Below are 22,953 nucleotides of genomic sequence, written 5' to 3'. Positions count from 1 at the left end.
TAGGGACGGGCGGTTCCGATCTGGGGCCGGGACGGCTAGCGGACGTCGAGGATGAGGCTCAGGAGCCGCGCCGCAGCGGGCCGGGCCGCGTGCTCTTCGTTCCACTGGGACCGGGCCACGGCTTTGCTCACGGCCTGGGTGGTGATCCCGAGTTCCTCGGCGACTGCCTTCTGCTGACCCCGCACCCCCGGGGTGAGCAGGTCCAGTACCCGCCATTCCGCGTGGCTGCGGTCGTGCACAATGTGGCCAAGGAGGCGCAGGACCGCCTCCGCCTCCGCGGCAAGATCGGCCAGCGGGCCCTCCACGGCCACCCGGACGCGGTCCTTGTGGTTCCGGAGACGGTCCACTGCGCGCCGGGCATAGATCAGCCCGTGGCCGGAGGCGTCCTTGATCTGGTTCGGCAGGGGTTCATTGACCGGGCCCACGCCAATGCCCACGTACCAGCTGCCGCTGCGCAGGGCGATCATGGCCGCTTCCACCGCCTGATGCGGACAGTCCAGGATCCCTTGGACCTCGTCCTCGACAGAACGGTCGAAATCAAGGCGCGCCGGAATGTGCCGCAGGTCCTTGAGGAGCTGCGGCACGCGGTCGCCGTCGCGCCGGCTGTCGGTTTGATTGATGGTCAGCGTGAACATTCTGGATGACACACTACCTGCTGGCATTTGCGGGGCAAGTTGCCGGCGGGCGTGCGGTGCCGGGGCCGTAACAGAGGCGGTTACCAGGACGCGAGGCCGGAAAGCTGGCCGGAGGGCAGGTGGATCCAGCCCTCGGTCAGGGCCGCCGCGGCGTGCCCGGGCCCGGGGTGCAGCGTCCGGCCGAGGGCGACGGCCCGCGCGGACAGGGAGGCGATGAGGGCATCGAACATGTCATCGGACGCCGCAAGGTCGGCCCGGTACCCGGCCAGGTCCAGCCACGGCGCCTTCACGGCCAGATCCGCCACGGCCGAGGACAGCCTTTCCGCCTCCGGCGCCCCGCGTCCCTTGTAGCCGCGGGCATGGATCCCCCAGAGCTTCAGCGACGCCGCCGGGTACACCTCGGCAAGCCGGCCGCTGCCGTCCCTGGCCTGCGGCCCGTACTCCCGGGCGATCTTCGCCTGGATCACCGCGCAACGCATCGCCGGGTGGGCCAGCCGGTCCGCGGAGACGCTGAGCGGGATCAGGCCGGTGTGACCGGTGACGAAACGGTCGGTGTCCCGGTAGGCCAGCAGCCGGCGGCCCGCGATCCCGTCATGGTCGAGTACCGGGTGGGGGTCGAAGTTCAGGTGCCCGGCGATGAAGGGAAGAAACGCGTCCGGCCAGCCCAAGGGGGAGTCGATCCCCGTCATTTCGCTGGTGCCGAAGAGGCGGAGGATCTCCTCGTCGCCCACGTCCAAAGACAGATGAGCCAGGCGAGCCGCGCCGTCGTCCCATTCAATGACGGCCACCGCCGTTTTCTTCGCGGCGGCAGCGAGGTCGACGCCGAGAGTCCTCATCACCGGGCTCCCGCCAATCGAAAAAACGCCAAATGAAAAAACGCGGGGTCGTTTACCGCCCAATCCGGACCCCCGGATGGGCGGTAAACGACCCCGCGTTCTTGTGCAGGAACGGTCAGTGGCCGGCTGCCGGAACGTAACGCTTGATGGAAGCTGCCAGCTCGGCTTCGGCGGCGGCGCGGTCGCCCCAGCCCTCGGCCTTGACCCACTTGCCCGGCTCCAGGTCCTTGTAGCGGGTGAAGAAGTGCTCGATTTCCTTGATCAGGAACTCGCTGACATCGCTGATCTCTTTGATGTGGTCGAACCGGGCATCGGTCGGGACGCACAGGACCTTGGCGTCGCCGCCGCCGTCGTCGGTCATGTTGAACACGCCGATCGGGCGGGACTCGACGATCACGCCCGGGTAGAGATCGAAGTCCTGCAGGAGCACCAGCGCGTCCAGCGGATCTCCATCCTCACCCAGGGTGTTCTCGAAGAAACCGTAGTGGGTGGGGTACTGCATCGACGTGAACAGGACGCGGTCCAGGCGGACGCGGCCGGTCTCGTGGTCGACTTCGTACTTGACGCGCGATCCCTTGGGGATCTCGATGGTCACGTCATGCTTCATGGAATGCTCCTTGACGAATTCAGGGGGTGCGCGGCACGTGCAAAAGGGCTGTCGGTGCCGCCGACTACTATTGAGGATATAGCGAGAGGCGCTGGTTTCAGGAACTAGTGGGGACATTTCAGGACTAAGGACCAGCAGCAGCATGAAACCGAGAACCAGCCGCGAGGGCACCCAGCCGGCGCCCGGCAGGCTTCGCGGTATGCCCGCCCTGCTGCTCCAGACCCTCCTCGTGGTGGCAGTGGCACTGCCGGCCGGCATCGCCATCGCCCCGGCATTCCTTGGCCCGGACCAGCGCTCCGGCGCCTCGCAAACAGCACCGCCCTGGCAGCAGATCCCCGCCACGCTGAGCCTTCCCGGCAACGGTTCGGGAGGAGTCGTGCCCCTCAGCGCTTCCGCGCCGGTTCCGGCCGGCGCCGCCCTCGCCGCGCAGCTGAACAAGACCCTTAAACCCGACGGCGCCGGCACCTTCACCGGCATCGTCCAGGACGCCACCACGGGGCAGGTCCTCTTCGACCGGGCTGCCGACGAGGCCCGCGTTCCGGCGTCGAACATGAAGCTCCTCACAGCCGGCGCGGCCCTGCGCGTCCTGGGACCGGACCGCCGCTTCAGCACCCGCGTGCTGGCGGGGCCCACGGCCGGCTCGGTGATCCTGAGCGGCGGGGGCGACGTCCTCCTGGGCGCCGGGGAATCGGCCCCCGGGGCCGTTCTGGGCCGCGCCGGGCTGACGACGCTCGCGAAGGCCACTATCGATGCCCTCAAGGGCGGCGGCGTCACCGGCCCGGTGAACGTCCTGCTGGATGACTCCCTCTTCAGCGGCCCCCCGCTCAGCAAGGCGTGGAGCCCAGAGGACGTCGCCGCCGGAGAGATGGCCCCGCTGTACCCGCTGGCGCTGAACTCCGCCAGGTTCGACCCCGCCAGGACCACCGGACCCCGCCCGCAGGACGCCGCCATGACCGCCGCCGAGGTGTTCGCCGCCCGGCTCACGGCGGCCGCGGCGGCCGAGGGACTGTCCGTGGCCCCCGGCATCGCCCGGGTCCAGCCCGGCAGCGCGCCGGAGGGCCGGGACGTCAAAATCCTGGCCGAGGTCCAGTCCGCCACAGTGGGGCAGCAGGTGGACTTCATGCTGCAGACCTCGGACAACTACCTCGCCGAGGTGATGGGTCGGATGACCGCCCTCGGCGCCGGCCGGCCCGGCAGCAGCGACGACGCCATTGCCGCCGTGCTGGCGCAGGTCCAGGACATGGGCGTTCCCACTGACTCCCTCCGGGCCGCGGACGTCTCCGGCCTGGCCCTGGCCAACCGGGTCTCGGCCCGGCAACTGACGGACGTGGTCCGGGCCATGACCTCGGGCACAGACCCCCGGCTGCGCGCCGCCCTCACCGGGTTCCCGGTCGCCGGGCTCACCGGAACCCTGGGGGACCGCTACACGGATGCGGCCTCGGCCGCGGGCGCCGGGCTGGTCCGCGCCAAAACGGGCACGCTGAACACGGTCATTGCGCTCAGCGGTTACGTGGTCGACGCCGACGGCCGGCTCCTGGTCTTTTCCTTCGTCGGCAACGGGCTGACCCCCGGCGCCGCGAACAAGGCCGCACTGGACCGCTCCGCCGCCGTCCTCGCCGGCTGCGGCTGCCGCTGACGTCGGCGGCCGGCCAGGAACGCGCAGCCGGGAACCCCCGGCCGGGAGCCGGGAACCCGCGGCTGGTTCGCCGGTCAGCGAAAATTAAGGCGGATTGTCGGGCCCTTGTGATCTGATGGACCCCATGGAGTCCTCTGCAAGCCAGACATCAAGCGAGACATCACCCAAGACGCCGAGCGGGGCATCGGCCCAGGCCCCAGATCTCATCAACTGGGAGCTCGCCGCGTCCACGGCAGCCCGGCTGACGCCGGCAGGTCCCGTCCTGGGCGCAGCCGAGATCGGTGCCGCCGTCGAAAATCTGCGGCTCATGGCGGACATGGCCGTGCCGCACGTCCACCACATCACCGGCCTGGACGCCGCACGGGACCTGCGCGACTCCGAGGTCCTCGTGGTGGACCGGGCCTCATGGGCCAAGGCCAACACGCAGAGCTTCGCCGTCATGCTCAAGCCCGCCATGGGAAAGCTGCTGGAGGGCCGCGGATCCCTCAGCCCCGGGGCTGCCGGGGTCAGCGCAGCCATCACCGGCAGCCAGCTCGGCGCCATCCTGGCCTTCCTTTCGAGCAAAGTCCTGGGCCAGTACGATCCCTTTTCCGCGCTGGCCGAAAACTCAACGGCCCCCGCTTCCGGGCGGCTGCTGCTCGTCGCGCCGAACATCATCTCCGTGGAACGCGAACTGAAAGTGGAACCCGCGGACTTCCGGCTCTGGGTCTGCCTCCACGAACAGACCCACCGAGTGCAGTTTGCCGCCGCACCGTGGCTGCGGCACCACATGCTCCAAGAGATCGAAAACCTCAGCGGACTGTTGCTGGGCAATGTCGATTCCCTGATGGAACGGGCCTCGGCGGCCGCGAAATCGCTGAAGGACCGCGCGGCTCCCGGCACCGCACCCGGACGCGGCGCCATCCTGGACCTGCTCCAGAACCCGGAGGAAAAGGCGGCCCTGTCCCGCCTGACTGCCCTCATGAGCCTGCTCGAGGGCCACGCCAATGTGGTCATGGACGCCGTGGACGCCAGCATCGTCCCCTCGGTGAAGACCATCCGGCAGCGTTTCAACGACCGCGGCCAGGACCGCGGCATGATCGAGAAATTCATCCGCAACCTGCTCGGCCTCGACGCCAAGATGCGCCAGTACAGCGACGGCGCCAAGTTCGTCCGGGAAGTGGTGGCCGCCGCCGGCATGGGAGGCTTCAACAAGGTCTGGGAGTCCGCGGACCGTCTCCCCAGCGAACCCGAGATCCACGACTCCAAGCTCTGGCTCGACCGGATGGGCCTCTAGCCGCCATGACTGCCCCCGACGGCGCCGGTTCGACCTCGATTTCCAGCGGACGACGCCGGCCCGGCCGCCTCGCGCCGGTGGTCGGCACGGCGCGAAAAATGCTGCAGGACGCCCTTGCCGCGGCCGGCTACCCGGACCGCGTCCTGGTCGCCTGCAGCGGCGGGCCGGACTCGCTGGCTCTCGCCGCCGTCGCCGCCTATTTCGGGCGCCGGGGTCACGTGGACGGCCATCCTGTCTCTGTTGGCGCCGTCGTCGTGGACCACCAGCTTCAGCCGGGCTCGGCCGGGGTCGCCGCCACCACGGCCCGGACCCTCGAAGAGCTCGGGCTCTCTCCGGTGACGATCAGGACTGTCGAGGTCGCCTCCAGCGGCGCAGGCCCCGAGGCTGCTGCCCGGGACGCCCGCCATGCGGCCCTCGAGGCCGCCGCGGACGAGGCAGGTGCAGCCGCGATCCTGCTCGGCCACACCCTCGATGACCAGGCCGAACAGGTGCTCCTGGGCCTGGCGCGGGGGTCGGGTACCCGTTCCCTCGCCGGGATGCGGCCGGCCCGTGGCCGGCTGCTGCGCCCGTTCCTGGGCCTGCGGCGTGCGGACACCCTGGAGATCTGCCGGGTGGAGGACCTGGAGCCCTGGCACGACCCGTCCAACACGGACCCCGTGTACGCGCGTTCCCGGACCCGGGTTGAGGTGTTGCCCCTGCTGGAAGACAAGCTTGGCCCCGGCGTTGCCGAATCGCTCGCCCGCACGGCCGCGATCCTGCAGCTCGACGCCGATTACCTGGAGGACGTGGCGAACGACACGTTCGAGCGGCTGCGCCAGCAGGCCGGCGAGGAGATCAGCCTTCCGGAGACCGAACTGCGGGATCTCGCCCCGGCCGTGAGGTTCCGGGTGATCGCCAAGGCCGCCGCCGCCGTGGGCGGTCAGCAGCCCAGCTACCAGCGCCTGCTCGCGGCGGAAGCACTGCTGCGCCGCCAGGGATCGGCCGGTCCGGTGGAGCTTCCCGGCGCGGTCAGCGTCTACCGGCTCTCGCTCGCGCAGCTCCTTGCGGCGGAGCCGTCCGCCGCCGGTGTTCCCCGCGAAGCCGCCCGCTGTGGGAAGCTTGTATTCCGGCCTCAACAGCCGCCCCGAAATTAGTCGCACCCCGCATCTACACAGGAGCCATTGGTGGATTCAAACGACGTCCAGGCAGACCTCAAACACGTTCTCTACACCAAGGAACAGATCCAGCAACGGATCACCGAACTCGCGGCGCAGATCGACAAGGACTACGAGGGCCGCGACCTCCTGATCGTCGGCGTGCTCAAGGGCGCCGTCATGGTCATGGCAGATCTGGCCCGTGCACTGCACACCCACGTCTCCATGGACTGGATGGCCGTCTCCTCGTACGGCTCGGGCACGCAGTCCTCAGGCGTGGTCCGCATCCTGAAGGACCTCGACACCGACCTCATGGGCAAAGACGTCCTGATCGTCGAGGACATCATCGATTCCGGCCTCACGCTGTCCTGGCTCAAGACGAACCTGGAATCACGCGGCACGGCGTCGGTGGAAATCTGCACCGCCTTCCGCAAGCCGACGGCCGCCAAGGTCAAGATCGACGTCAAGTACGTCGGCTATGACATCCCCAACGAGTTCGTGGTGGGCTATGGCCTGGACTACGCCGAGAAGTACCGCAACCTGGACTTCGTCGGCACCCTGGCCCCGCACGTCTACGAGTAAGTCGTTCACGCGGGGGCGCCCCGTCCGGGCCCCGGGCGGCCGGAGGCCCGGCCCCGCTACGCCCACAGGGAACTTTTGCCCTTTGCCGTGCGTGGGATAGTGCGACGGTGTATAGCTAGAACCTGACGCAGCACCACACGCGCGCAGATCGGTCGCCGTGCAGCACTACCAGGAGGGACGGGGCCAGCCCCGAACAGATGAAAGCTAAGAGTTTCTTCAAGGGCCCCGGCATCTGGATTGTCGTCGTGGTGGCCATGCTGCTGCTGGCATTTGCCACGCTTGCGCCGGGCGGCGCCAGCCGGATCGACACCGACAAGGGCCTTGAGCTGCTGACAGCCGGCGGCAAGGTTGAACAGGCCAAGATTTTCGACGCCGAGAACCGGGTGGACCTGGTCCTGAAGGACAACCTCCAGGTCGACGGGCAGGACAAGGGCAAGAACGTCCAGTTCTACTTCGTCAACGCCCGCGCCCAGGACGTCGTCAAGGCGGTCACGGACTCCAAACCGTCCGGCGGCTTCACCGACCAGCCGATCGAAAACAACTGGTTCTCCGGGCTCTTCTCCCTGCTGGTGCCCGTGCTGCTGCTCGGCGTCCTGTTCTGGTTCCTGCTCTCCCGGATGCAGGGCGGCGGGTCCAAGGTGATGCAGTTCGGCAAATCCAAGGCCAAGCTGGTCAACAAGGACATGCCCCAGGTGACCTTCAGCGATGTCGCCGGCGCCGATGAGGCCGTCGAGGAACTCGAGGAGATCAAGGAATTCCTGCAGGAACCGGCCAAGTTCCAGGCCGTCGGCGCCAAGATTCCCAAGGGCGTGCTGCTCTACGGCCCTCCGGGCACCGGTAAAACCCTCCTGGCCCGCGCGGTCGCCGGCGAGGCCGGCGTTCCCTTCTTCTCCATCTCAGGCTCCGACTTCGTGGAAATGTTCGTCGGCGTGGGCGCCTCCCGTGTCCGCGACCTCTTCGAGCAGGCCAAGTCCAACGCGCCGGCGATCATTTTCGTCGATGAGATCGACGCCGTCGGCCGGCACCGCGGCGCCGGAATCGGCGGCGGCAACGACGAGCGCGAGCAGACCCTGAACCAGCTGCTGGTGGAAATGGACGGCTTCGACGTCAAGACCAACGTCATCCTGATTGCCGCCACCAACCGCCCCGACGTCCTGGACCCCGCACTGCTGCGCCCGGGCCGTTTCGACCGGCAAATCTCGGTGGAAGCCCCCGACCTGATCGGCCGCGACCAGATCCTGCAGGTGCACGCCAAGGGCAAACCGATGGCCGCCGGCGTCGACCTCAAGGCTGTTGCCAAGAAGACCCCCGGCTACACGGGCGCGGATCTGGCCAACGTTTTGAACGAGGCCGCCCTGCTGACGGCCCGTTCCAACGCGAACCTGATCGATGACCGCGCCCTCGACGAGGCAATCGACCGCGTCATGGCCGGCCCGCAGAAGCGCAGCCGGGTGATGAAGGAACACGAACGCAAAGTCACCGCGTACCACGAGGGCGGCCACGCCCTGGTCGCGGCTGCCCTGCGGAACTCCGCCCCGGTCACCAAGATCACCATCCTGCCCCGCGGCCGTGCCCTGGGCTACACCATGGTGGTCCCGGAGAACGACAAATACTCCATCACCCGCAACGAGCTGCTCGATCAGATGGCCTACGCCATGGGCGGCCGCGTCGCCGAGGAACTCGTCTTCCACGATCCGTCCACGGGTGCGTCCAACGACATCGAGAAGGCGACCGGGATCGCCCGGAAGATGGTCACCGAGTTCGGCATGAGCGAAAGGGTCGGCTCCGTCCGCCTCGGCCAGGGCGGCGGCGAACCGTTCCTTGGCCGCGACGCCGGGCACGAGCGCAACTACTCGGACCAGATCGCCTACATCGTCGACGAGGAAGTGCGCCGCCTGATCGACGGCGCCCACGATGAGGCCTACGCCATCCTGACCGAGAACCGGGACGTCCTGGACGAGCTCGCGCTGGAATTGCTCGAACGCGAAACGCTGAACCAGGCCGAAATCGCTCAGGTTTTCACCAATATCCGCAAGCGCGACTTCCGCGACGTCTGGCTCTCCAAGGAGACCCGCCCGGTCCAGGACGCCGGCCCGGTGGAGTCGCGCCGCGAAAAGGCGGAGCGCGAAGCCCAGGAGGAAGCCACCCAGGCCCGGCTCGAGGAGCCCCTGGATGCCCAGCCCCCGCATGCCCAGGGCGTCGGCGGACAGGAGTCCTTCCAGGGCGGTGCAACGGATATCGGGACTGATGGTCATCCCGGCTAGGCTTCTTCTGTGACTTCTAACTTCGACGACGACGTTCCCGCCCCCGCTGCTGCTTCGGCGGGGGGCGGCGAAGCCCCGCATTCAAAGTCCAAAGTGGACCGCCCCAGGATTGAAGCCGCTGTGCGGGAAATCCTGCTGGCGATCGGTGAGGACCCGGACCGCGGCGGTCTCGTGGACACCCCGAAGCGGGTGGCCAAGGCGTACGTGGAAATGTTTGCCGGCCTGCACCACGACCCCGCCGAGATCCTGGCCACCACCTTCGACCTCGAGCACGAGGAACTCGTGCTGGTCAAGGACATCCCGTTCTATTCCACCTGCGAGCACCACCTGGTGCCGTTCCACGGGGTGGCGCATGTGGGCTACATCCCGTCCCACGACGGCAAGGTCACAGGCCTGAGCAAGCTGGCGCGCGTGGTGGACATGTTCGCCAAGCGCCCGCAGGTCCAGGAACGCCTGACCACCCAGATCGTCGAGGCCCTCGTCACGCACCTCAATCCGCGCGGCGCGATCGTCGTCGTCGAATGCGAACACCTGTGCATGTCCATGCGGGGAATCCGCAAGCCCGGCGCCAAGACCGTCACCAGCGCAGTGCGCGGGCAACTCCATGACCCGGCCACCCGTGCCGAAGCCATGAGCCTCATACTCGGAAGGTAAGAACACAGACTATGGACTCCCTAGCTGCAGCCCCGGGGACCGGCCCGGCCACCTCGCCCCTGCCCATCCTGCGCAAACCGCGCCCGGCGGCGAAGTTCCAGGACCTGCCCACGGACCGGACACTGGTGATGGGAATCCTCAATGTCACCCCTGATTCCTTCAGCGACGGCGGAGCGCACGCGACGGAAGACACGGCGATCGCGGCAGGGCTGCGGATGTTCTACGCCGGGGCGGACATCATCGACGTCGGCGGCGAATCCACCCGCCCGGGTGCCACGGCAGTCGGCGCTGACGAGGAACAGCGCCGGGTCCTGCCGGTCATCGAGGCCCTGGTCAAGGCCGGCGCCCTGGTCAGCATCGACACCACCCACGCCGTGACGGCTGCCGCAGCCCTGAAGGCCGGCGCCGCGATCATCAACGACGTCTCGGGCCTGACCATGGAACCGGAAATGGCCGAACTGGCCGCCCGCACCAAGGTCCCGTACATCCTGACGCACCGCCGCGGCGACGCCAGCACCATGAACTCCCTGACTGACTACCGTGACGTTGCAGGGGAAGTGGTGACGGAGCTCGCCGGCGTCCGCGACAAGCTGTACGCCGCCGGGGTCGCGCCGGAGCAGATCATTGTGGACCCGGGACTGGGCTTCGCCAAGAACGACGGCCAGAACTGGGAGCTCCTGCAGCACCTGGATGTCCTGCAGGCCATGGGCCACAAGGTCCTCGTCGCCGGCTCGCGCAAACGCTTCCTCGGCAGCCTCCTGACCGTGGCCGGCAAGGCCGCCCAGCCGGTTGAACGCGACGCCGCCACCGCCGCCATAACCGCCATCAGCGCCTTCCGCGGTGCCTGGGCTGTGCGTGTGCACGACGTCGGCGCGAGCCTGGACGCCGTCAAGGTCGCCGCCCGCATGGCACCCCCGACGCCTCCGGCAGCGGCCGGTTCCGCCGCCGCCGGCACCAACTGAACCGGCCGGCACCATGGATCAGATCACGCTGAGCGGCGTCACCGCCGTCGGCCATCACGGTGTGTTCGATTTCGAGCGCCGCGACGGGCAGCCGTTCGTCGTTGACGCGGTGCTGCACCTGGACTTCAGCAAGGCGGCAGCTTCCGACGACGTCCTGGACACCGCGCATTACGGCGAGGTGGCCAACTGCATCCGCGACTGGATTACGGGTGAGCCGCTGAACCTGATCGAGGCCCTCGCGGTGCGGATCGCCGAGGACGTCCTGCAGAAATTCCCCGTCGCCGCCGTGGACGTCACCGTGCACAAGCCCAAGGCCCCGATCGACGTCGACTTCGGCGACGTCGCCGTCAGCGTGCACCGGAGGCGGACGTGAGCCCGCTCTACACCCGTGCCGTGATCGCGCTCGGCAGCAACCTGGGGGAGCGCAGCGACACACTGTCCGCCGCCGTCGCAGACCTCGTCGACCCGCCGGAGGTGCGCCTGCTGGCCATCTCGCCGATCGTCCAGACTAAGGCCGTCGGTGGCCCGCCGGACCAACCTGACTTCCTGAACATGGTGATCGCCGTCGAGACGTCGCTGCCGCCGCGTGAGCTGCTGCAGCACTGCCACGATGTGGAGCAGAAGCATTTGCGCGTGCGCGAGGTCCGGTGGGGGCCGCGGACCCTGGACGTGGACATCATCACGTACGGGGACGTGGCAAGCTCCGACCCCGAGCTCACCCTGCCGCACCCCCGGGCCGCGGAACGGGCGTTCGTGCTCTATCCGTGGTCGCTGATCGATCCCGCGGCGGAACTCAACGGCGAACGCGTGGGCGACCTCGCGGCGAAAGCGGCCGACTTCGCCGACCTCGCCACCTTTGACGGCTTCCAGGACCAGTCCGCGGCGGATGTCACAGCCACGGAGACCACCGGCGTGCCCGGTGCGGCGGAGCGGCCGTGAAGCTGACCAGCCCCCTGCTCCTGCTGGCCATTTGCGTGGTCCTGGCCGTGGCCGGCTGGTTCGCCACCATGCTCTCCGGCCGCTACGGACTGGCCACCCCGGTGCTGCCCCTGACGGGGCTGGTGACCATGGGTGTGATCGTGGCCCTCACGCTGGTGCTGGGCATCCGCGTGCTCCGGTGGCGCAACGGCAAAAAGAAGAAGAAAATCCTCAACCCCATCCTGGCGGCCTGGACCCTGGTCCTCGCCCAGGCCTGCGCCTACACCGGGGCGGTACTTTTGGGCTGGCACGCGGGAATCGTGGTGGAGCAACTGCGGCTGTGGAACCTGCGCAGCAACCAGGACATCACCTGGCAGGCCCTGGCCATGGCCGGCGGCGCGCTGATCATGGTGGTTGTCGGGCTCGTCGTTGAGCGGTTCTGCCGGATTCCGCCCGAGGACGGCGACGCCGATTCCCGCCCCGGCGTGCAGGGAAAGCGCAGCAAGCCCTCGGCAGAAGGCGAATATGCGTACCGAAGCGATTGATCCTCCAGGCATCGACTGGCTCAGGGTGTCACCGAAGTACGTCACGGTGCGCCTCGCGGGATGGGCGCTGGGAACCCTGATCACGGTGGCCCTGCTCTCGCTTCCCCTGGTCCTGGTGCTGACCGGGGCGTGGACCTGGCCGCCGGTCTGGCTGGCCGTCGCCCTGCCCGCCGTCGCGCTGGTTCTTGCCCTGTGGCGGCTCGTGCTGATTCCCCGGCAGGTGCGCTCGATCGGCTACGCCGAGCGTGAGGACGACCTCCTGATCCGGCGGGGCATCTTCTTTCAGCGCACGCTCGTGGTTCCTTACGGGCGGATGCAGTACGTGGATATTGCGGTGGGCCCGGTCGAACGTCAGCTGGGCCTGTGCACTCTGAAGCTGCACACCGCAGCCGCCGCGACCAGCGCCGAGATTCCCGGCCTGCCCGCGAGCGAAGGCGCCCGGCTCCGCGAACGACTGTCCGCCCGCGGCGAAGCCCGGCTGGCCGGGCTGTGACGGGAAGGCCGTGACGGGATGGCGCTGACACCGCAGGATGCCGGACGCGCCGCCGACGGAACCGCCGTCCTATCCGGAATCGGGACAAACGCCGACGCCGGCTGGTTGCGCGTGCACCCCGCGTCGCCCTTTGTCCGCGGCTGGGTTGCGCTGGCCGCACTGCTGTTCTTTTTCGGACGCGACAGTTTCGAACGGTTCCTGCAGGGCGGCCCGGTCTTTGACGAGCGGTTGGCCGGACGGGCGCCGTGGCTGCTGCTCGGCGGCGGCACCCTGCTGCTGCTGACCGTTCTCGGCTACGTCCTGAGCTGGTACTTCACCCGCTACCAGGTGGCCGGCGGCTACGTGCGCGTCAACACCGGTTTCCTGTTCAAGCAGCAGCGGCAGGCCAGGCTGGACCGGGTGCAGGCGATCGACGTCGTGCAGCCCCTGCTGGCGCGGATCTTCGGACTGGCTGAACTGCGGTTCGAAGTCGCCGACGCCGGCCAGTCCGCGGTGCGCCTGGCGTACCTGCGCGCGGACGAGGCCCGGCAGCTCCGCGCGACAATCCTGGCCCGCGCCTCCGGTGCCGCGGCCGGGACGCCGGCGCCTGAGCCGGGACACCCGGAGCCCGGAGAGCTAGCGTCCGGAGAGCTGGCGTCCGCCGCCGTGGAGGCCCCCGAACAGGCCGTGCTGACCGTGCCGCCGCCGCGCCTGCTGGGCTCGCTGCTCCTGAGCGAACAAAGCGTTGTGATCCTGGCTGGCGGCATTGCCTCGGTGATGCTCTCCGCCGTCACGGAAAACCGGAACTTCACGGTGTTCCTGATCCCTGCCGCGATCGGGCTCCTCGCCTCCTACTGGTCCTCGTTCAACAGGGGCTACAACTTCACGGCCGCCGTTTCCCCGGACGGCATCCGGCTGCGCTACGGCCTGCTGGACACGCAGGCGCAGACCGTGCCGCCGGGCAGGATCCAGGCGCTGAAGGTCAGCCAGCCGCCGCTGTGGCGGGTGTTCGGCTGGTACCGGATCCAGGTCAACGTGGCCGGCTATGGCCTGGCCAGCAGCGCCGGCGAAGGGTCGGCCCGGACCACGCTGCTTCCGGTGGGATCCCTCGCCGACGTCATGAAAATCCTCGCCCTGGTGCTCCCGGATCCCGGAACCGAGGATCCGGTGGGGCTGTTCACCGCCGGGATCACCGGCCTCGCGGACCCCGCCGGGGCCCCGGGCAGCGCAGCCGGCCGGGACGCCGACGGCGGCTTCGTCACCAGCCCGCGCCGGGCCCGGTTCCTGGCGCCGCTGGGCTGGCGGCGCAACGGTTTCACGGCAACGGAGACCGCCCTGCTCCTGAGGTCGGGCCGCTGGTGGCGGAACTTCGTGGTGGTGCCGCACCAGCGCACCCAGTCCATGGCGCTCGAGCAGGGTCCGCTCGCCCGGCGGTTCCGGGTGGCGGACCTGGTCCTGCACACCACGGCGGGTCCGGTGGCCCCGCGGCTCATCCAGGCCGGCCTGGACGAAGCCCGGGCCCTGTTCGATGCCCAGGCCGCCCGTGCCCGCGCCGCGCGCAAGCACCAGAAGAGCGAACACTGGCTGGAGCCGGCGGCCCAGCCGGCCGCACCACCCGCAGAAGACCCCCAGGAAGGCCCGCATCATGGCTAAACCAGGACGCCTCGGCGTCGGAATCATTGGCGCAGGGAAGGTCGGTGCCGTCCTGGGGGCGGCGCTGCGAGGAGCCGAGCACGCCGTCATCGGGGCGTCCGCCGTTTCGGACGCCAGCAAAGAACGCGTCGAAACGCTCCTGCCCGGCGTCCCGATCCTGGAGGTGCAGGACATCGTGGAGCGCGCCGAACTGGTCCTGCTTGCCGTCCCGGACGATGCCCTGGGCCCGCTGGTGAACGGACTGGCCAAGCTCGGCGCCTGGCAGCCCGGCCAGCTCGTGGCGCACACCTCCGGGCGCTTCGGCGTCGGGATCCTACACCCGGTCCGCGCCGCCGGCGCCGTGCCGCTCGCGCTGCACCCGGCCATGACGTTCACGGGCATGAGCCTGGACCTCACCAGGCTCCTGGACTGCACCTTTGGCGTCACGGCCGACGCCGCGATGCTGCCGATCGCCCAGGCACTCGTCGTCGAAATGGGCGCCGAGCCCGTCGCGATCGCCGAGGCCGACCGCGTCCTGTACCACGCTGCCCTCGCGCACGGTTCGAACCATATGGTCACGCTCGTAGCGCAGGCCTCGCAGCTGCTCCGCGACGTCGGCGTCGACGCCCCGGACCGGATGCTGGGCCCGCTGCTGCGCGCCACCCTCGAGAACGCCCTCGCCTCCGGCGAAACGGCCCTGACCGGGCCCGTGGCCCGCGGCGACACCGGCACGGTGGCCGCGCACGCCGGCGCCCTCCGCGAGTACGACGGCGGCGCGGCCGGCGATATTCTTGAGGCGTACCTGGCCATGGCCCGGGCGACAGCCCGCCGGGCAGGAAGCCGCGGGCTCCTGAAGCCGGAACAACTCGACGGCATCGAACAGGCGCTCGGCGGGCCCGGCCAGAACGGGACGCCCGCCCCGGAAGGACCCTGACATGGCAATCCAACTCGTCACCACGGCGGCCCAGCTCCGCGCCGCAAGCGCCCGGCTGCTGGCGCAGAAAGGCGGCACGTCCCAGGGCCTCGTGCCCACCATGGGCGCCCTGCACGAGGGACATGCCCAGCTGGCCCGGACGGCCGTCGCCCAGAACGACGTCGTGGCGGCCAGCATTTTCGTCAACCCGCTGCAGTTTGGCGAGGCCGCGGATCTGGAACGCTACCCGCGCACCCTCGATGCCGACCTCGCGCTGCTCGACGCCGAAGGGGTGGACCTGGCGTTCGCGCCGGGTGTCGAGGAGGTCTACCCCGGCGGGGCACCCCTCGTGCGGATCACGGCGGGACCCCTGGGTGAAAAATGGGAAGGCGCGTCCCGGCCTGGGCACTTCGACGGGGCGCTGACCGTCGTCGCGAAACTGCTCCACTACGGCATCCCTGGTGCCGGCCTGCCCGGTGGCGGCCAGCCCGCGTACCGCGCCTATTTCGGGCAGAAGGACGCGCAGCAGCTGGCCCTGGTCCAGCGCATGGTGGCTGACCTGAATTTCCCCGTGGAGATCGTGCCGGTGCCCATTGTGCGCTCGGCCGACGGTCTGGCGCTCTCCAGCCGCAACCGCTTCCTCTCCGAAGACCAGCGCGAGGCGGCCCTGGTGCTCTCCCGCGCGCTGCGGCTCATCGAGGCGCGCGCCAACGCCCATGAGCCGCTGGACGTCGAATCCGCGCAGGCCCTCGTCCGGTCCCAGCCGCTCGTGGAGCTGGACTATTTCGAGGTAGTGGATCCGCGCACCCTCGAGCCCCTCGCGGAGAACTGCCGGGACACCCCGTTCCGCGGCGAGGGGCTGGCGATCATCGCCGCCACGGTGGGCCCCGTCCGCCTCATCGACAACGCGCCCCTGAACTCCTAACCCCCAACCCCCAGAAACAACGCGGGGTCACTTACCGCCCATGTCGCGGCCTCCGATGGGCGGTAACTGACCCCGCGTTGGTTTTCCGGTGACGGGAATGCGCCCGGGCCTTAGACTGTTGCAACCTGCAGCAGCGCCGACGCTCGCCGGACCCACACCAAACTCCCTGAGGGAATTCCCATGTCAACAGACGTCTCTTCCAACGCCTCTGGCGATCCCGCACCGGGCGCTGCCCCCGCCGTCCCCGCGCAGAACCTGCCGGCGGCGCCGGTCGCGCCCGCCGCGCCGGCAAAGATGTCCCGGGAGTCCGTGGCCATCATCGCCACGCTGCTGGTGGCCACCTTCGTCGTGATCCTCAACGAGACCATCATGAACGTGGCCCTGCAGCGGCTGATGGTGGACCTGAACATCGATGCGCCCACCGTGCAGTGGCTGTCCACAGGTTTCATGCTCACCATGGCCGTCGTGATTCCCACCACCGGATTCATCCTGCAGCGGCTGACCACCCGTGCCGTGTTCATGCTGGCCATGGGACTGTTCTCCGGCGGCACGCTGCTGGCCGCCCTCGCGCCGGGCTTCGAAGTCCTGCTGCTGGCCCGCATTGTCCAGGCCGGCGGCACCGCCATCATGCTGCCGCTCCTGATGACCACCATCCTCACGCTGGTGCCGCTGGAACGCCGCGGCGCCGTCATGGGCAACGTCAGCATCGCCATTTCGGTGGCGCCGGCACTGGGTCCCACGGTTTCCGGCCTGATCCTCCAGCATTTTTCCTGGCGGTTCATGTTCGTCTTCGTGCTGCCGATCGCCCTCGCCGCGCTGGCCATCGGGGCCAGGTACCTGACCAACATCGGTGAGACCGAGAAGACCCGGCTCGATGCCCTTTCCGTGGTGCTCACGGTCCCCGCTTTCGGCGGCCTGGTGTACGGCCTGAGCCAGATCGGCGGCGGCCAGGGCGGATCCCGCACCCCCGCCGTGGTGGCCCTGGCGGTGGGCGTGCTGGCCCTGGCAGCGTTCGTCCTGCGCCAGCTGAAGCTGCAGAAGACCGACGGCCCCCTGCTGGACCTGCGCGCCTTCACCTTCCGGATGTTCACCGTGTCTGTGCTGCTGCTGGTCGTGGCCATGATCGCGCTGTTCGGCGCGGTGATCCTGCTGCCGTTGTACCTGCAGGAGATCCGCGGCCTGACCTCACTTGAGACCGGCCTGGTCCTGCTGCCCGGCGGACTGGCCATGGGCCTGCTGGGGCCCTTCATCGGCCGCGTATTCGACAGGGTCGGGCCCCTGCCGCTGACAGTGACCGGCTCGATCATGATGGTGCTGTCCCTCTGGCAGTTCTCCATGCTGGACGCCACGTCGCCGCTGGGGTGGATCATCGCCCTGCATGTGGCACTGAGCCTGGGCCTGGCGCTGTTGTTCACCCCGGCCTTCACCACAGGGCTGAACCCGCTGCCGCCGCACCTGTACTCCCACGGCTCGGCCATCATGAGCACGCTGCAGCAGGTGGCCGGCGCCGCCGGCACGGCGCTCCTGGTCTCGATCTACGCCTTCGTGGCCGCTAACTCGGGCATGGTCGCCGGCATGCATGCGGCATTCCTGACGGCGGCCGTCATAGCCGTCGCCGCCGTCGTGCTGTCCTCCATGATGCGCAAAACCGAAGGCGCGGCACACCCAGCCGCCCACTAGGGGTAGCCAACCAACGCGGGCTCAGCCCGAGTAAAACGCGCTCAGCTCGGCGATCAGCTTGTCCGGCGCCTTGTTGACGCCGTCGTGTCCCATGCCCGGCAGGATCGTATAGCTGGAGCCGGAGAGGACATCGTGGATCTGGGCGCAGGCCACGCCGAAGTAGGCCGGGCTCTTCTCGCCAACAATGATCAGCGTCTCCAGCGGCAGTTCCAGGAAGGGTTCGGCCGGCATGTCCGCGGCGATGATCGCCTTGATCTCGCGAACGCCGGTCTGCATGAGGTCGCGCAGCTGCTTGCCGATCGGAGTGCCCGCCGAAAGCTTGTTCGCCAGCGTCAGCATGGACAGCGGCATCCGGGACAGGGCGCTGCCGGTCTCCAGGCCCTTGAGCAGGACGGCGAGGGCGCGGTCGTCGTCGCCGGCTGCGGTCGCCCGCTCGTATTCGGGTGTCCAGTCCGCCGTGACGCTGTGGTTGACGGACACGGCGGGGTCGTACACGGCCAGCCGTTCCACCGGCAGGGTGCGGGCCGCGTGCAGGGCCACCGCCCCGCCGAAGCTGTGGCCGAAGACGTCCGTGCTGGCGGTGTGCTTCATGACGGCGTCGAGGTCGTGGATGTCCACGTCCAGGGTGTAATCCTCAGGCTGCGGGGAGGACGAGCCGCGGCCGCGACGGTTGAAGGTGTGCACCGGTCGGCCCAGTGACGCACTGAGTTTCTGCGCGAAACGGGTGTAATCGGCGGCGGTCACCATTGAGGCCGGCACGACGACGATGCCCGAACCCGCCGAGGCGAGCTCGGCGCCCGTGCTCAAAAGCTCGATCGTTCCGCCGTTGGGGGTTCTGATGTTCTCGCGGGTCATGCTCCGAGCCTAGCCGAGGCCGCGCCGCGGTGCAGTACGCCGCAGTGCAGTATGGCCGCAGTGCAGTGCGGTGCGGTGCAGTGCAGGGCAGGGCAGGGCAGGACGCGGCAGCGGCGCTGCGCCTGCGCTAGTTGCCCAGCCGGCCGCCGGAGACCTCGAGGTAGCAGGCGCCGCAGAGCGACTCATACCAGACGTCCTGGCCGTCGATCGCAACCTGGTTCCCGTCGAACACCACGTGGTCCCCGATCCGGCGCGTGTTGAAGATGGCCTTCCGTCCGCAGCGGCAGATGGTCTTGAGCTCTTCGAGGGTGTGCGCGATCTCCAGCAGGCGCAGGGAACCGGGGAACGCGCGGGTCCGGAAGTCGGTGCGGATGCCGTAGGCGAGGACGGGGACGTTGTCCAGGACCGCGATGCGGAAGAGGTCGTCCACCTGCTCCGGTTCCAGGAACTGGGCCTCGTCCACCAGCAGGCAGGCCACCGGCGGGGTGTCCACGTGCTGCAGCAGGGCGTCGGGATCGTCGCCGTGGGCCTGGGCGGTGAAAAGCGCGCGGGCCGACGCGCCGGCGGGGATCAAGAAGTCCACCGAACGGGTCATGCCCAGGCGGGACACGACGTCGGAGTCGCCCTTGGTGTCCACGTCCGGCTTGGCCAGCAGGACCCGCTGGCCGCGTTCCTCATAGTTGAACGCCGCCTGCAGCAGCCCCGTAGATTTGCCGGAGTTCATGGCGCCGTAGCGGAAATAGAGCTTGGCCAAGGGGGTCCTTTCGAAAGGGTCGCCCCCGATTCTAGCGGTCGGTCGCGTTGCCGCCCTCAGCGGCCGGGCCCGCTCCGCCGCCACCGGGCCGGCACGCCCGCGGCTGCAAGGCTGCCGGCCAGGCTGACGGGCGGCGGGGCCGCAGCCCCGGGTCCGCCGCGGAGGAACCGGGCCGTGCGCAGGGCCAGCCGGCTTCCCGGCCGGATGGGGCCTTCGTGGAGCTGCCCGGGGACCACGGCGAAGCTGACCGCGGGGACGGCGTCGGCAAGCTGGTGGCTCGTCTCGGCGAAGTAGCCGGGGCTCCAGCCGCCGCTGAGCATGAGGGTGGGGGTGGTGATGGCGGCAAAATCCTCAAGTTCGGCGTCGGCATCCAGTACGGCGCGCATTTCGGCGACGGCCGTGGGCAGCAGCTGCCGCATTTCGGCGCCGAGCCTGGTCCGGGCCGAGAGGATGCTGAGCATGCGCAGCGCGCCCAGGGGCAGCATGGATACCGGACCGGCCGTCTCCAGGCCTTGCACCAAATGCGCCCAGGCGTGGTCGAGCTCGCCCGCAGCCACGGACTTTTCCAGTTCGGGCCGCCAGCGCCGGGTGAGGTTCCCGGAGAGGCTCACGGCGGCGTCGTAAGTCACCATCCTGCGAATCGGCAGGCTCCGGGCGGCCTCGAGGGCCACGAACCCGCCATAGCTGTGGGCCACGACGTCGCTGGCGCCGGTCTCGCGGAGCACGGTTGCCAGGTCGGCCACCTCGGTCGCGGCGGAATAGTCGGCCGGCTGGTGCGAGGAACCGGCGCGACCCCGGCGGTTGTAGCAGTGCACCGGCTGCTCCAGCAGCCGGCAAAGTTTTCGGGCAAAGGACCGGTAGAGCGCATCGGTGATAAGTGTCCCGTGCACGACGACGATGCCGGATCCTTTGCCGCGGGCCGCCACGGCGGCGTCTGACGCTGCTGCTCTGCCCGGTGCATGCCCCGCCGGACGGATGGTGTGCAGCTCAAGGTGTCCGTTGCCGTCGTCGGTCCTCACTGTCCATGTCTCCACAACTTCGAGTCTATTCCCGCCACCCGTCCGTCTGGCTGCCGCCCGGGCAGAACCGGGCCGGGACCTTTCCGGACGCAAATCGACGGTAAACTTGGGGATTGTGACTTCCCAAAACACCCCCGCCCCGAACACCGCCGCCGAGCCGCACGACGCCAGCGAACAGACCCGCATCCGCATGGAGAAGCGCGCCAAGCTGATCGAACGCGGCGTCGAGGCATATCCGGTGGGTGTCGAACGCACGCACTCGCTCACGGAAATCCGGGAGAAATACGCCTACCTGCAGGCCGATGAAACCACCGGCGACGCCGTCGGCGTGACCGGCCGGATCGTCTTCATCCGCAATACGGGCAAACTCTGCTTCGCCACCCTCCAGGAGGGCGGCCTGGACGGCAAGGCCGTACGGCTGCAGGTCATGCTGAGCCTGGCCAACATCGGTGAGGAGGCGCTCGCGGAGTGGAAGTCCCTCGTGGACCTCGGCGACCACGTCTTCATCAAGGGCGAGGTCATCTCCTCACGCCGCGGCGAACTCTCCGTCATGGCGGATTCCTGGACCATGGCCTCGAAGGCGCTGCGCCCGCTGCCCGTGCTGCACGCCGGGCTGAGTGAAGAAACGCGTGTCCGCCAGCGCTACGTGGACCTCATTGTCCGCGACGAAGCCCGCGAGATGGTTTACACCCGCGCCGCGATCACCCGCTCCATCCGCGAAACCCTGCACCGCCAGGGCTACGTCGAGGTGGAAACCCCCATGCTGCAGCTGGTTCACGGCGGCGCGACGGCCCGTCCCTTCGAGACGCACATGAACGCCTTCGACCAGAAAATGACGCTGCGCATCGCCACCGAGCTCTACCTCAAGCGCACGGTGGTCGGCGGGATCGACCGGGTCTACGACATGGGCCGGGTCTTCCGCAACGAAGGCGTGGACTCCACGCACAGCCCCGAGTTCACCACTTTGGAGTCCTACGAGGCGTGGGCAGACCAGTTCGTCATGGCGGACCGGATCAAGGAAATCATCCTGGATGCCGCCGACGCCGCCGGTGTGGGCCGCGTGCTGCAGACCGAAGCCGGGGAGATCAACCTCGACGGCGACTGGACCTGGCTGGCTGTCTACCCGGGACTGTCCGACTTCGTGGGCCAGGAAGTAACCCCCGACACCCCGGTTGCCGAGCTGCTGGAGCTGGCTGCCAAGCACGAGGTCAAGGTCGACGCCGCCTGGGAAGCCGAGAAGCTCGTCGTCGAACTCTTCGGCGAACTGGTGGAGCCGACTTTGCTCAACCCCACCTTCGTCTACGACTATCCGCCGTCCGCTCAGCCGCTGGCCCGCCAGCACCGCGAAGACGGCCGGCTGATCGAGGCCTGGGACCTCATCATCGGCGGCATGGAACGGGGCACAGCGTTCTCCGAACTGATTGACCCGGTGATCCAGCGCGAACGCCTCACCGAACAGTCCCGCCGCTCCGCCGCCGGTGACGTGGAGGCAATGCAGCTGGACGAAGACTTCCTCCGTGCGCTCGAGTACGGCGCACCGCCCATGGGCGGGATCGGCCTCGGCATCGACCGGCTCGTGATGCTCTTCACCGGAGCCGGCATCCGCGAAACGATTCTCTTCCCCCTGTTGAAGCCCGAAGGACACTGAGCGTGGACTATATCGCCGTATTGCTGCCCCCCATCGTGGTGGGCCTGCTTTTCTGGTTTGCCATGAAATCCATATTCAATGCCGACAAATCAGAGCGGCAGGCAGAAGCCCGCGCCCATGCCGAAGCCGAAACTAGGGCCAAAGGACAGGATTCCGGGACCCCGGGAAGCTAATTGCCCGGGAAAGAAGTAATAGTTCCCTATTGCCGCCTGTAGTTTTCCTTTGGACAGAGTTTTGCGCTTTGACTCCCTGCTGTAACGCGGAGGATACTTATTCCAGATACATCCTGCTTTTCTAAACGCTCGATCTTTGGAAAGAGAGTCCTTTATGGCACAGAAAGTAAAAATCATCCTCGTTGATGATCTGGATGGGGGATCCGCGGACGAAACTGTCCGGTTTGGCCTTGACGGCGTCAGCTACGAAATAGACCTGTCGTCAAGCAATGCTTCAGAACTGCGCTCCGCGGTGGAACGATTTGTAACGCACGCGCGCAAAACGTCAAGCGGACGCGCCACGCGAACGAAAATTTCCAGCGGACGGAATCAGGACTCTGCCCAGATCCGTCAGTGGGCACGGGACAACGGCTATGCGGTAAACAGCCGCGGACGTATCCAGGCTGAAATTCAGGAAGCTTACCAAAAGGCCAATTCCTAGCAGGGACCCGCGTCGGAGCGCGCTGTCGTGCCCGGCATGAGGGTGCAGTATCAAGCCGCAATCACGTTTCATGGCGTCGTAATCGAGCCTCAGTCAAATGCCAATGCCCCCGTTATCTGACGGGGGCATTGCCATGCCGGCGGCGGGGCGCCCGTCCGGCCAAGCGCCCGGCGGGAAGGCCCGCCCGGCTACACGCCCGCTCCGCCGCCGGTGGCACTCACCTGCAGCATCCCCGGGCCGATGTCCCGTACGTGGTGGACCATTTGCCAGGGATGGCCGCTGTGGGACCAGGCTTAGCGGCCATCTTCGTCAATTCGGGAACCCTTGCCATGCCGACGGCGGGGCGCCCGTCA

General features: G+C 68.6%; 24 protein-coding genes. 18 read left to right on the top strand and 6 right to left on the bottom strand.

Annotated features, from left to right (window positions below):
• Nucleotides 1-35: 35 nt before the first annotated feature.
• From C566_RS0113840 to C566_RS0113830, 3 genes are all read right to left on the bottom strand, one after another.
• Nucleotides 36-635: a MarR family transcriptional regulator gene (locus C566_RS0113840; RefSeq protein WP_018774945.1), complete on the bottom strand. Its 600-nt coding sequence runs from the start codon at nt 633-635 to the stop codon at nt 36-38.
• 80 nt (nt 636-715) lie between these two features.
• Nucleotides 716-1,471, bottom strand: a complete 756-nt coding sequence (locus tag C566_RS0113835) for a DUF429 domain-containing protein (RefSeq protein WP_018774944.1) — start codon at nt 1,469-1,471, stop codon at nt 716-718.
• Nucleotides 1,472-1,586: 115 nt separating this feature from the next.
• Nucleotides 1,587-2,078 (bottom strand): inorganic diphosphatase, encoded by a 492-nt coding sequence (locus C566_RS0113830; protein WP_018774943.1) that lies wholly within the window; start codon nt 2,076-2,078, stop codon nt 1,587-1,589.
• A gap of 142 nt (nt 2,079-2,220) precedes the next feature.
• On the opposite strand from C566_RS0113830, the gene dacB reads away from it, so the two are divergent.
• The 15 genes from dacB (at nt 2,221) to C566_RS0113755 (ending at nt 17,670) form a co-directional block, all read left to right on the top strand.
• Complete coding sequence (gene dacB / locus C566_RS0113825; RefSeq protein WP_051082323.1) at nt 2,221-3,714, top strand: D-alanyl-D-alanine carboxypeptidase/D-alanyl-D-alanine endopeptidase; 1,494 nt, start codon at nt 2,221-2,223, stop codon at nt 3,712-3,714.
• 124 nt (nt 3,715-3,838) lie between these two features.
• Entirely contained in the window at nt 3,839-4,990 is a 1,152-nt protein-coding gene (locus C566_RS0113820; RefSeq protein ID WP_026266694.1) for a zinc-dependent metalloprotease, read from the top strand.
• A gap of 98 nt (nt 4,991-5,088) precedes the next feature.
• Entirely contained in the window at nt 5,089-6,123 is a 1,035-nt protein-coding gene (tilS, locus tag C566_RS0113815; protein ID WP_196802380.1) for a tRNA lysidine(34) synthetase TilS, read from the top strand.
• A 30-nt stretch (nt 6,124-6,153) separates the two neighbouring features.
• Nucleotides 6,154-6,705 (top strand): hypoxanthine phosphoribosyltransferase, encoded by a 552-nt coding sequence (hpt, locus tag C566_RS0113810; protein ID WP_018774939.1) that lies wholly within the window; start codon nt 6,154-6,156, stop codon nt 6,703-6,705.
• A 197-nt stretch (nt 6,706-6,902) separates the two neighbouring features.
• Complete coding sequence (ftsH, locus tag C566_RS0113805; RefSeq protein ID WP_018774938.1) at nt 6,903-8,969, top strand: ATP-dependent zinc metalloprotease FtsH; 2,067 nt, start codon at nt 6,903-6,905, stop codon at nt 8,967-8,969.
• Nucleotides 8,970-8,978: 9 nt separating this feature from the next.
• Nucleotides 8,979-9,623, top strand: a complete 645-nt coding sequence (gene folE / locus C566_RS0113800; RefSeq protein WP_026266692.1) for a GTP cyclohydrolase I FolE — start codon at nt 8,979-8,981, stop codon at nt 9,621-9,623.
• An 11-nt stretch (nt 9,624-9,634) separates the two neighbouring features.
• Complete coding sequence (folP, locus tag C566_RS0113795) at nt 9,635-10,585, top strand: dihydropteroate synthase (RefSeq protein ID WP_018774936.1); 951 nt, start codon at nt 9,635-9,637, stop codon at nt 10,583-10,585.
• A 13-nt stretch (nt 10,586-10,598) separates the two neighbouring features.
• Nucleotides 10,599-10,958, top strand: coding sequence for a dihydroneopterin aldolase (gene folB, locus C566_RS0113790; protein WP_018774935.1), 360 nt, complete (start codon nt 10,599-10,601; stop codon nt 10,956-10,958).
• Complete coding sequence (gene folK, locus C566_RS0113785) at nt 10,955-11,524, top strand: 2-amino-4-hydroxy-6-hydroxymethyldihydropteridine diphosphokinase (protein WP_018774934.1); 570 nt, start codon at nt 10,955-10,957, stop codon at nt 11,522-11,524. Before folB ends, folK begins: the two co-directional genes overlap by 4 nt.
• The gene (locus C566_RS0113780) at nt 11,521-12,048 is read left to right on the top strand and encodes a DUF3180 domain-containing protein (protein WP_018774933.1); all 528 of its coding nucleotides are present in this window, start codon (nt 11,521-11,523) and stop codon (nt 12,046-12,048) included. The genes folK and C566_RS0113780 overlap by 4 nt, the downstream gene beginning before the upstream one ends.
• Complete coding sequence (locus C566_RS0113775; RefSeq protein ID WP_018774932.1) at nt 12,029-12,541, top strand: PH domain-containing protein; 513 nt, start codon at nt 12,029-12,031, stop codon at nt 12,539-12,541. Before C566_RS0113780 ends, C566_RS0113775 begins: the two co-directional genes overlap by 20 nt.
• An 18-nt stretch (nt 12,542-12,559) precedes the next feature.
• On the top strand, nt 12,560-14,173 hold the full coding sequence (locus C566_RS0113770) for a PH domain-containing protein (RefSeq protein WP_018774931.1): 1,614 nt from the start codon (nt 12,560-12,562) through the stop codon (nt 14,171-14,173).
• Nucleotides 14,166-15,086 (top strand): Rossmann-like and DUF2520 domain-containing protein, encoded by a 921-nt coding sequence (locus tag C566_RS0113765; RefSeq protein ID WP_018774930.1) that lies wholly within the window; start codon nt 14,166-14,168, stop codon nt 15,084-15,086. Before C566_RS0113770 ends, C566_RS0113765 begins: the two co-directional genes overlap by 8 nt.
• Before the next feature lies 1 nt (nt 15,087).
• A complete protein-coding gene (gene panC, locus C566_RS0113760) occupies nt 15,088-15,990 on the top strand; it encodes a pantoate--beta-alanine ligase (protein WP_018774929.1) in 903 nt (300 codons plus the stop codon).
• Nucleotides 15,991-16,170: 180 nt separating this feature from the next.
• On the top strand, nt 16,171-17,670 hold the full coding sequence (locus C566_RS0113755; RefSeq protein WP_018774928.1) for an MDR family MFS transporter: 1,500 nt from the start codon (nt 16,171-16,173) through the stop codon (nt 17,668-17,670).
• 21 nt (nt 17,671-17,691) lie between these two features.
• Here C566_RS0113755 and C566_RS0113750 read toward each other — a convergent pair whose 3' ends face one another.
• The 3 genes from C566_RS0113750 to C566_RS21505 all read right to left on the bottom strand — a co-directional run bounded on the left by C566_RS0113750 (nt 17,692) and on the right by C566_RS21505 (nt 20,313).
• Nucleotides 17,692-18,525 carry an alpha/beta fold hydrolase gene (locus tag C566_RS0113750; RefSeq protein ID WP_018774927.1) on the bottom strand — a complete coding sequence of 278 codons (834 nt, stop codon included), beginning with the start codon at nt 18,523-18,525 and terminating at the stop codon, nt 17,692-17,694.
• A gap of 127 nt (nt 18,526-18,652) precedes the next feature.
• Nucleotides 18,653-19,279, bottom strand: coding sequence for a thymidine kinase (locus C566_RS0113745; protein WP_018774926.1), 627 nt, complete (start codon nt 19,277-19,279; stop codon nt 18,653-18,655).
• Between the two features lie 56 nt (nt 19,280-19,335).
• Nucleotides 19,336-20,313: an alpha/beta fold hydrolase gene (locus C566_RS21505; RefSeq protein ID WP_081627339.1), complete on the bottom strand. Its 978-nt coding sequence runs from the start codon at nt 20,311-20,313 to the stop codon at nt 19,336-19,338.
• Between the two features lie 100 nt (nt 20,314-20,413).
• Here C566_RS21505 and lysS point away from each other — a divergent pair, with 100 nt between their 5' ends.
• From lysS to C566_RS22420, 3 genes are all read left to right on the top strand, one after another.
• Nucleotides 20,414-21,946, top strand: a complete 1,533-nt coding sequence (gene lysS, locus C566_RS0113735; protein ID WP_018774924.1) for a lysine--tRNA ligase — start codon at nt 20,414-20,416, stop codon at nt 21,944-21,946.
• Between the two features lie 2 nt (nt 21,947-21,948).
• The gene (locus C566_RS22975) at nt 21,949-22,119 is read left to right on the top strand and encodes a hypothetical protein (RefSeq protein ID WP_018774923.1); all 171 of its coding nucleotides are present in this window, start codon (nt 21,949-21,951) and stop codon (nt 22,117-22,119) included.
• Nucleotides 22,120-22,273: 154 nt separating this feature from the next.
• Entirely contained in the window at nt 22,274-22,600 is a 327-nt protein-coding gene (locus tag C566_RS22420) for a histone-like nucleoid-structuring protein Lsr2 (RefSeq protein WP_018774922.1), read from the top strand.
• Nucleotides 22,601-22,953: the final 353 nt, after the last annotated feature.

It is taken from the genome of Arthrobacter sp. 131MFCol6.1 (genome assembly GCF_000374925.1).
Lineage (GTDB): Bacteria > Actinomycetota > Actinomycetes > Actinomycetales > Micrococcaceae > Arthrobacter.
The sequence above is the reverse complement of the archived record's forward strand: the minus strand, read 5'-3'. Positions and strand labels throughout refer to the sequence as shown.

Bases quoted from the DNA above. Each gene is read 5' to 3' on its own strand.
- folB (WP_018774935.1), top strand. From the start codon at position 10,599: ATGGATCAGATCACGCTGAGCGGCGTCACCGCCGTCGGCCATCACGGT.
- C566_RS22420 (WP_018774922.1), top strand. From the start codon at position 22,274: ATGGCACAGAAAGTAAAAATCATCCTCGTTGATGATCTGGATGGGGGA.
- tilS (WP_196802380.1), top strand. From the start codon at position 5,089: ATGCTGCAGGACGCCCTTGCCGCGGCCGGCTACCCGGACCGCGTCCTG.
- C566_RS0113820 (WP_026266694.1), top strand. From the start codon at position 3,839: ATGGAGTCCTCTGCAAGCCAGACATCAAGCGAGACATCACCCAAGACG.
- C566_RS0113770 (WP_018774931.1), top strand. From the start codon at position 12,560: ATGGCGCTGACACCGCAGGATGCCGGACGCGCCGCCGACGGAACCGCC.
- C566_RS0113755 (WP_018774928.1), top strand. From the start codon at position 16,171: ATGTCAACAGACGTCTCTTCCAACGCCTCTGGCGATCCCGCACCGGGC.
- panC (WP_018774929.1), top strand. From the start codon at position 15,088: ATGGCAATCCAACTCGTCACCACGGCGGCCCAGCTCCGCGCCGCAAGC.
- C566_RS0113750 (WP_018774927.1), bottom strand. From the start codon at position 18,525: ATGACCCGCGAGAACATCAGAACCCCCAACGGCGGAACGATCGAGCTT.
- dacB (WP_051082323.1), top strand. From the start codon at position 2,221: ATGAAACCGAGAACCAGCCGCGAGGGCACCCAGCCGGCGCCCGGCAGG.
- C566_RS0113840 (WP_018774945.1), bottom strand. From the start codon at position 635: ATGTTCACGCTGACCATCAATCAAACCGACAGCCGGCGCGACGGCGAC.
- C566_RS0113775 (WP_018774932.1), top strand. From the start codon at position 12,029: ATGCGTACCGAAGCGATTGATCCTCCAGGCATCGACTGGCTCAGGGTG.
- C566_RS0113835 (WP_018774944.1), bottom strand. From the start codon at position 1,471: ATGAGGACTCTCGGCGTCGACCTCGCTGCCGCCGCGAAGAAAACGGCG.
- C566_RS0113765 (WP_018774930.1), top strand. From the start codon at position 14,166: ATGGCTAAACCAGGACGCCTCGGCGTCGGAATCATTGGCGCAGGGAAG.
- C566_RS0113830 (WP_018774943.1), bottom strand. From the start codon at position 2,078: ATGAAGCATGACGTGACCATCGAGATCCCCAAGGGATCGCGCGTCAAG.
- folP (WP_018774936.1), top strand. From the start codon at position 9,635: ATGGACTCCCTAGCTGCAGCCCCGGGGACCGGCCCGGCCACCTCGCCC.
- ftsH (WP_018774938.1), top strand. From the start codon at position 6,903: ATGAAAGCTAAGAGTTTCTTCAAGGGCCCCGGCATCTGGATTGTCGTC.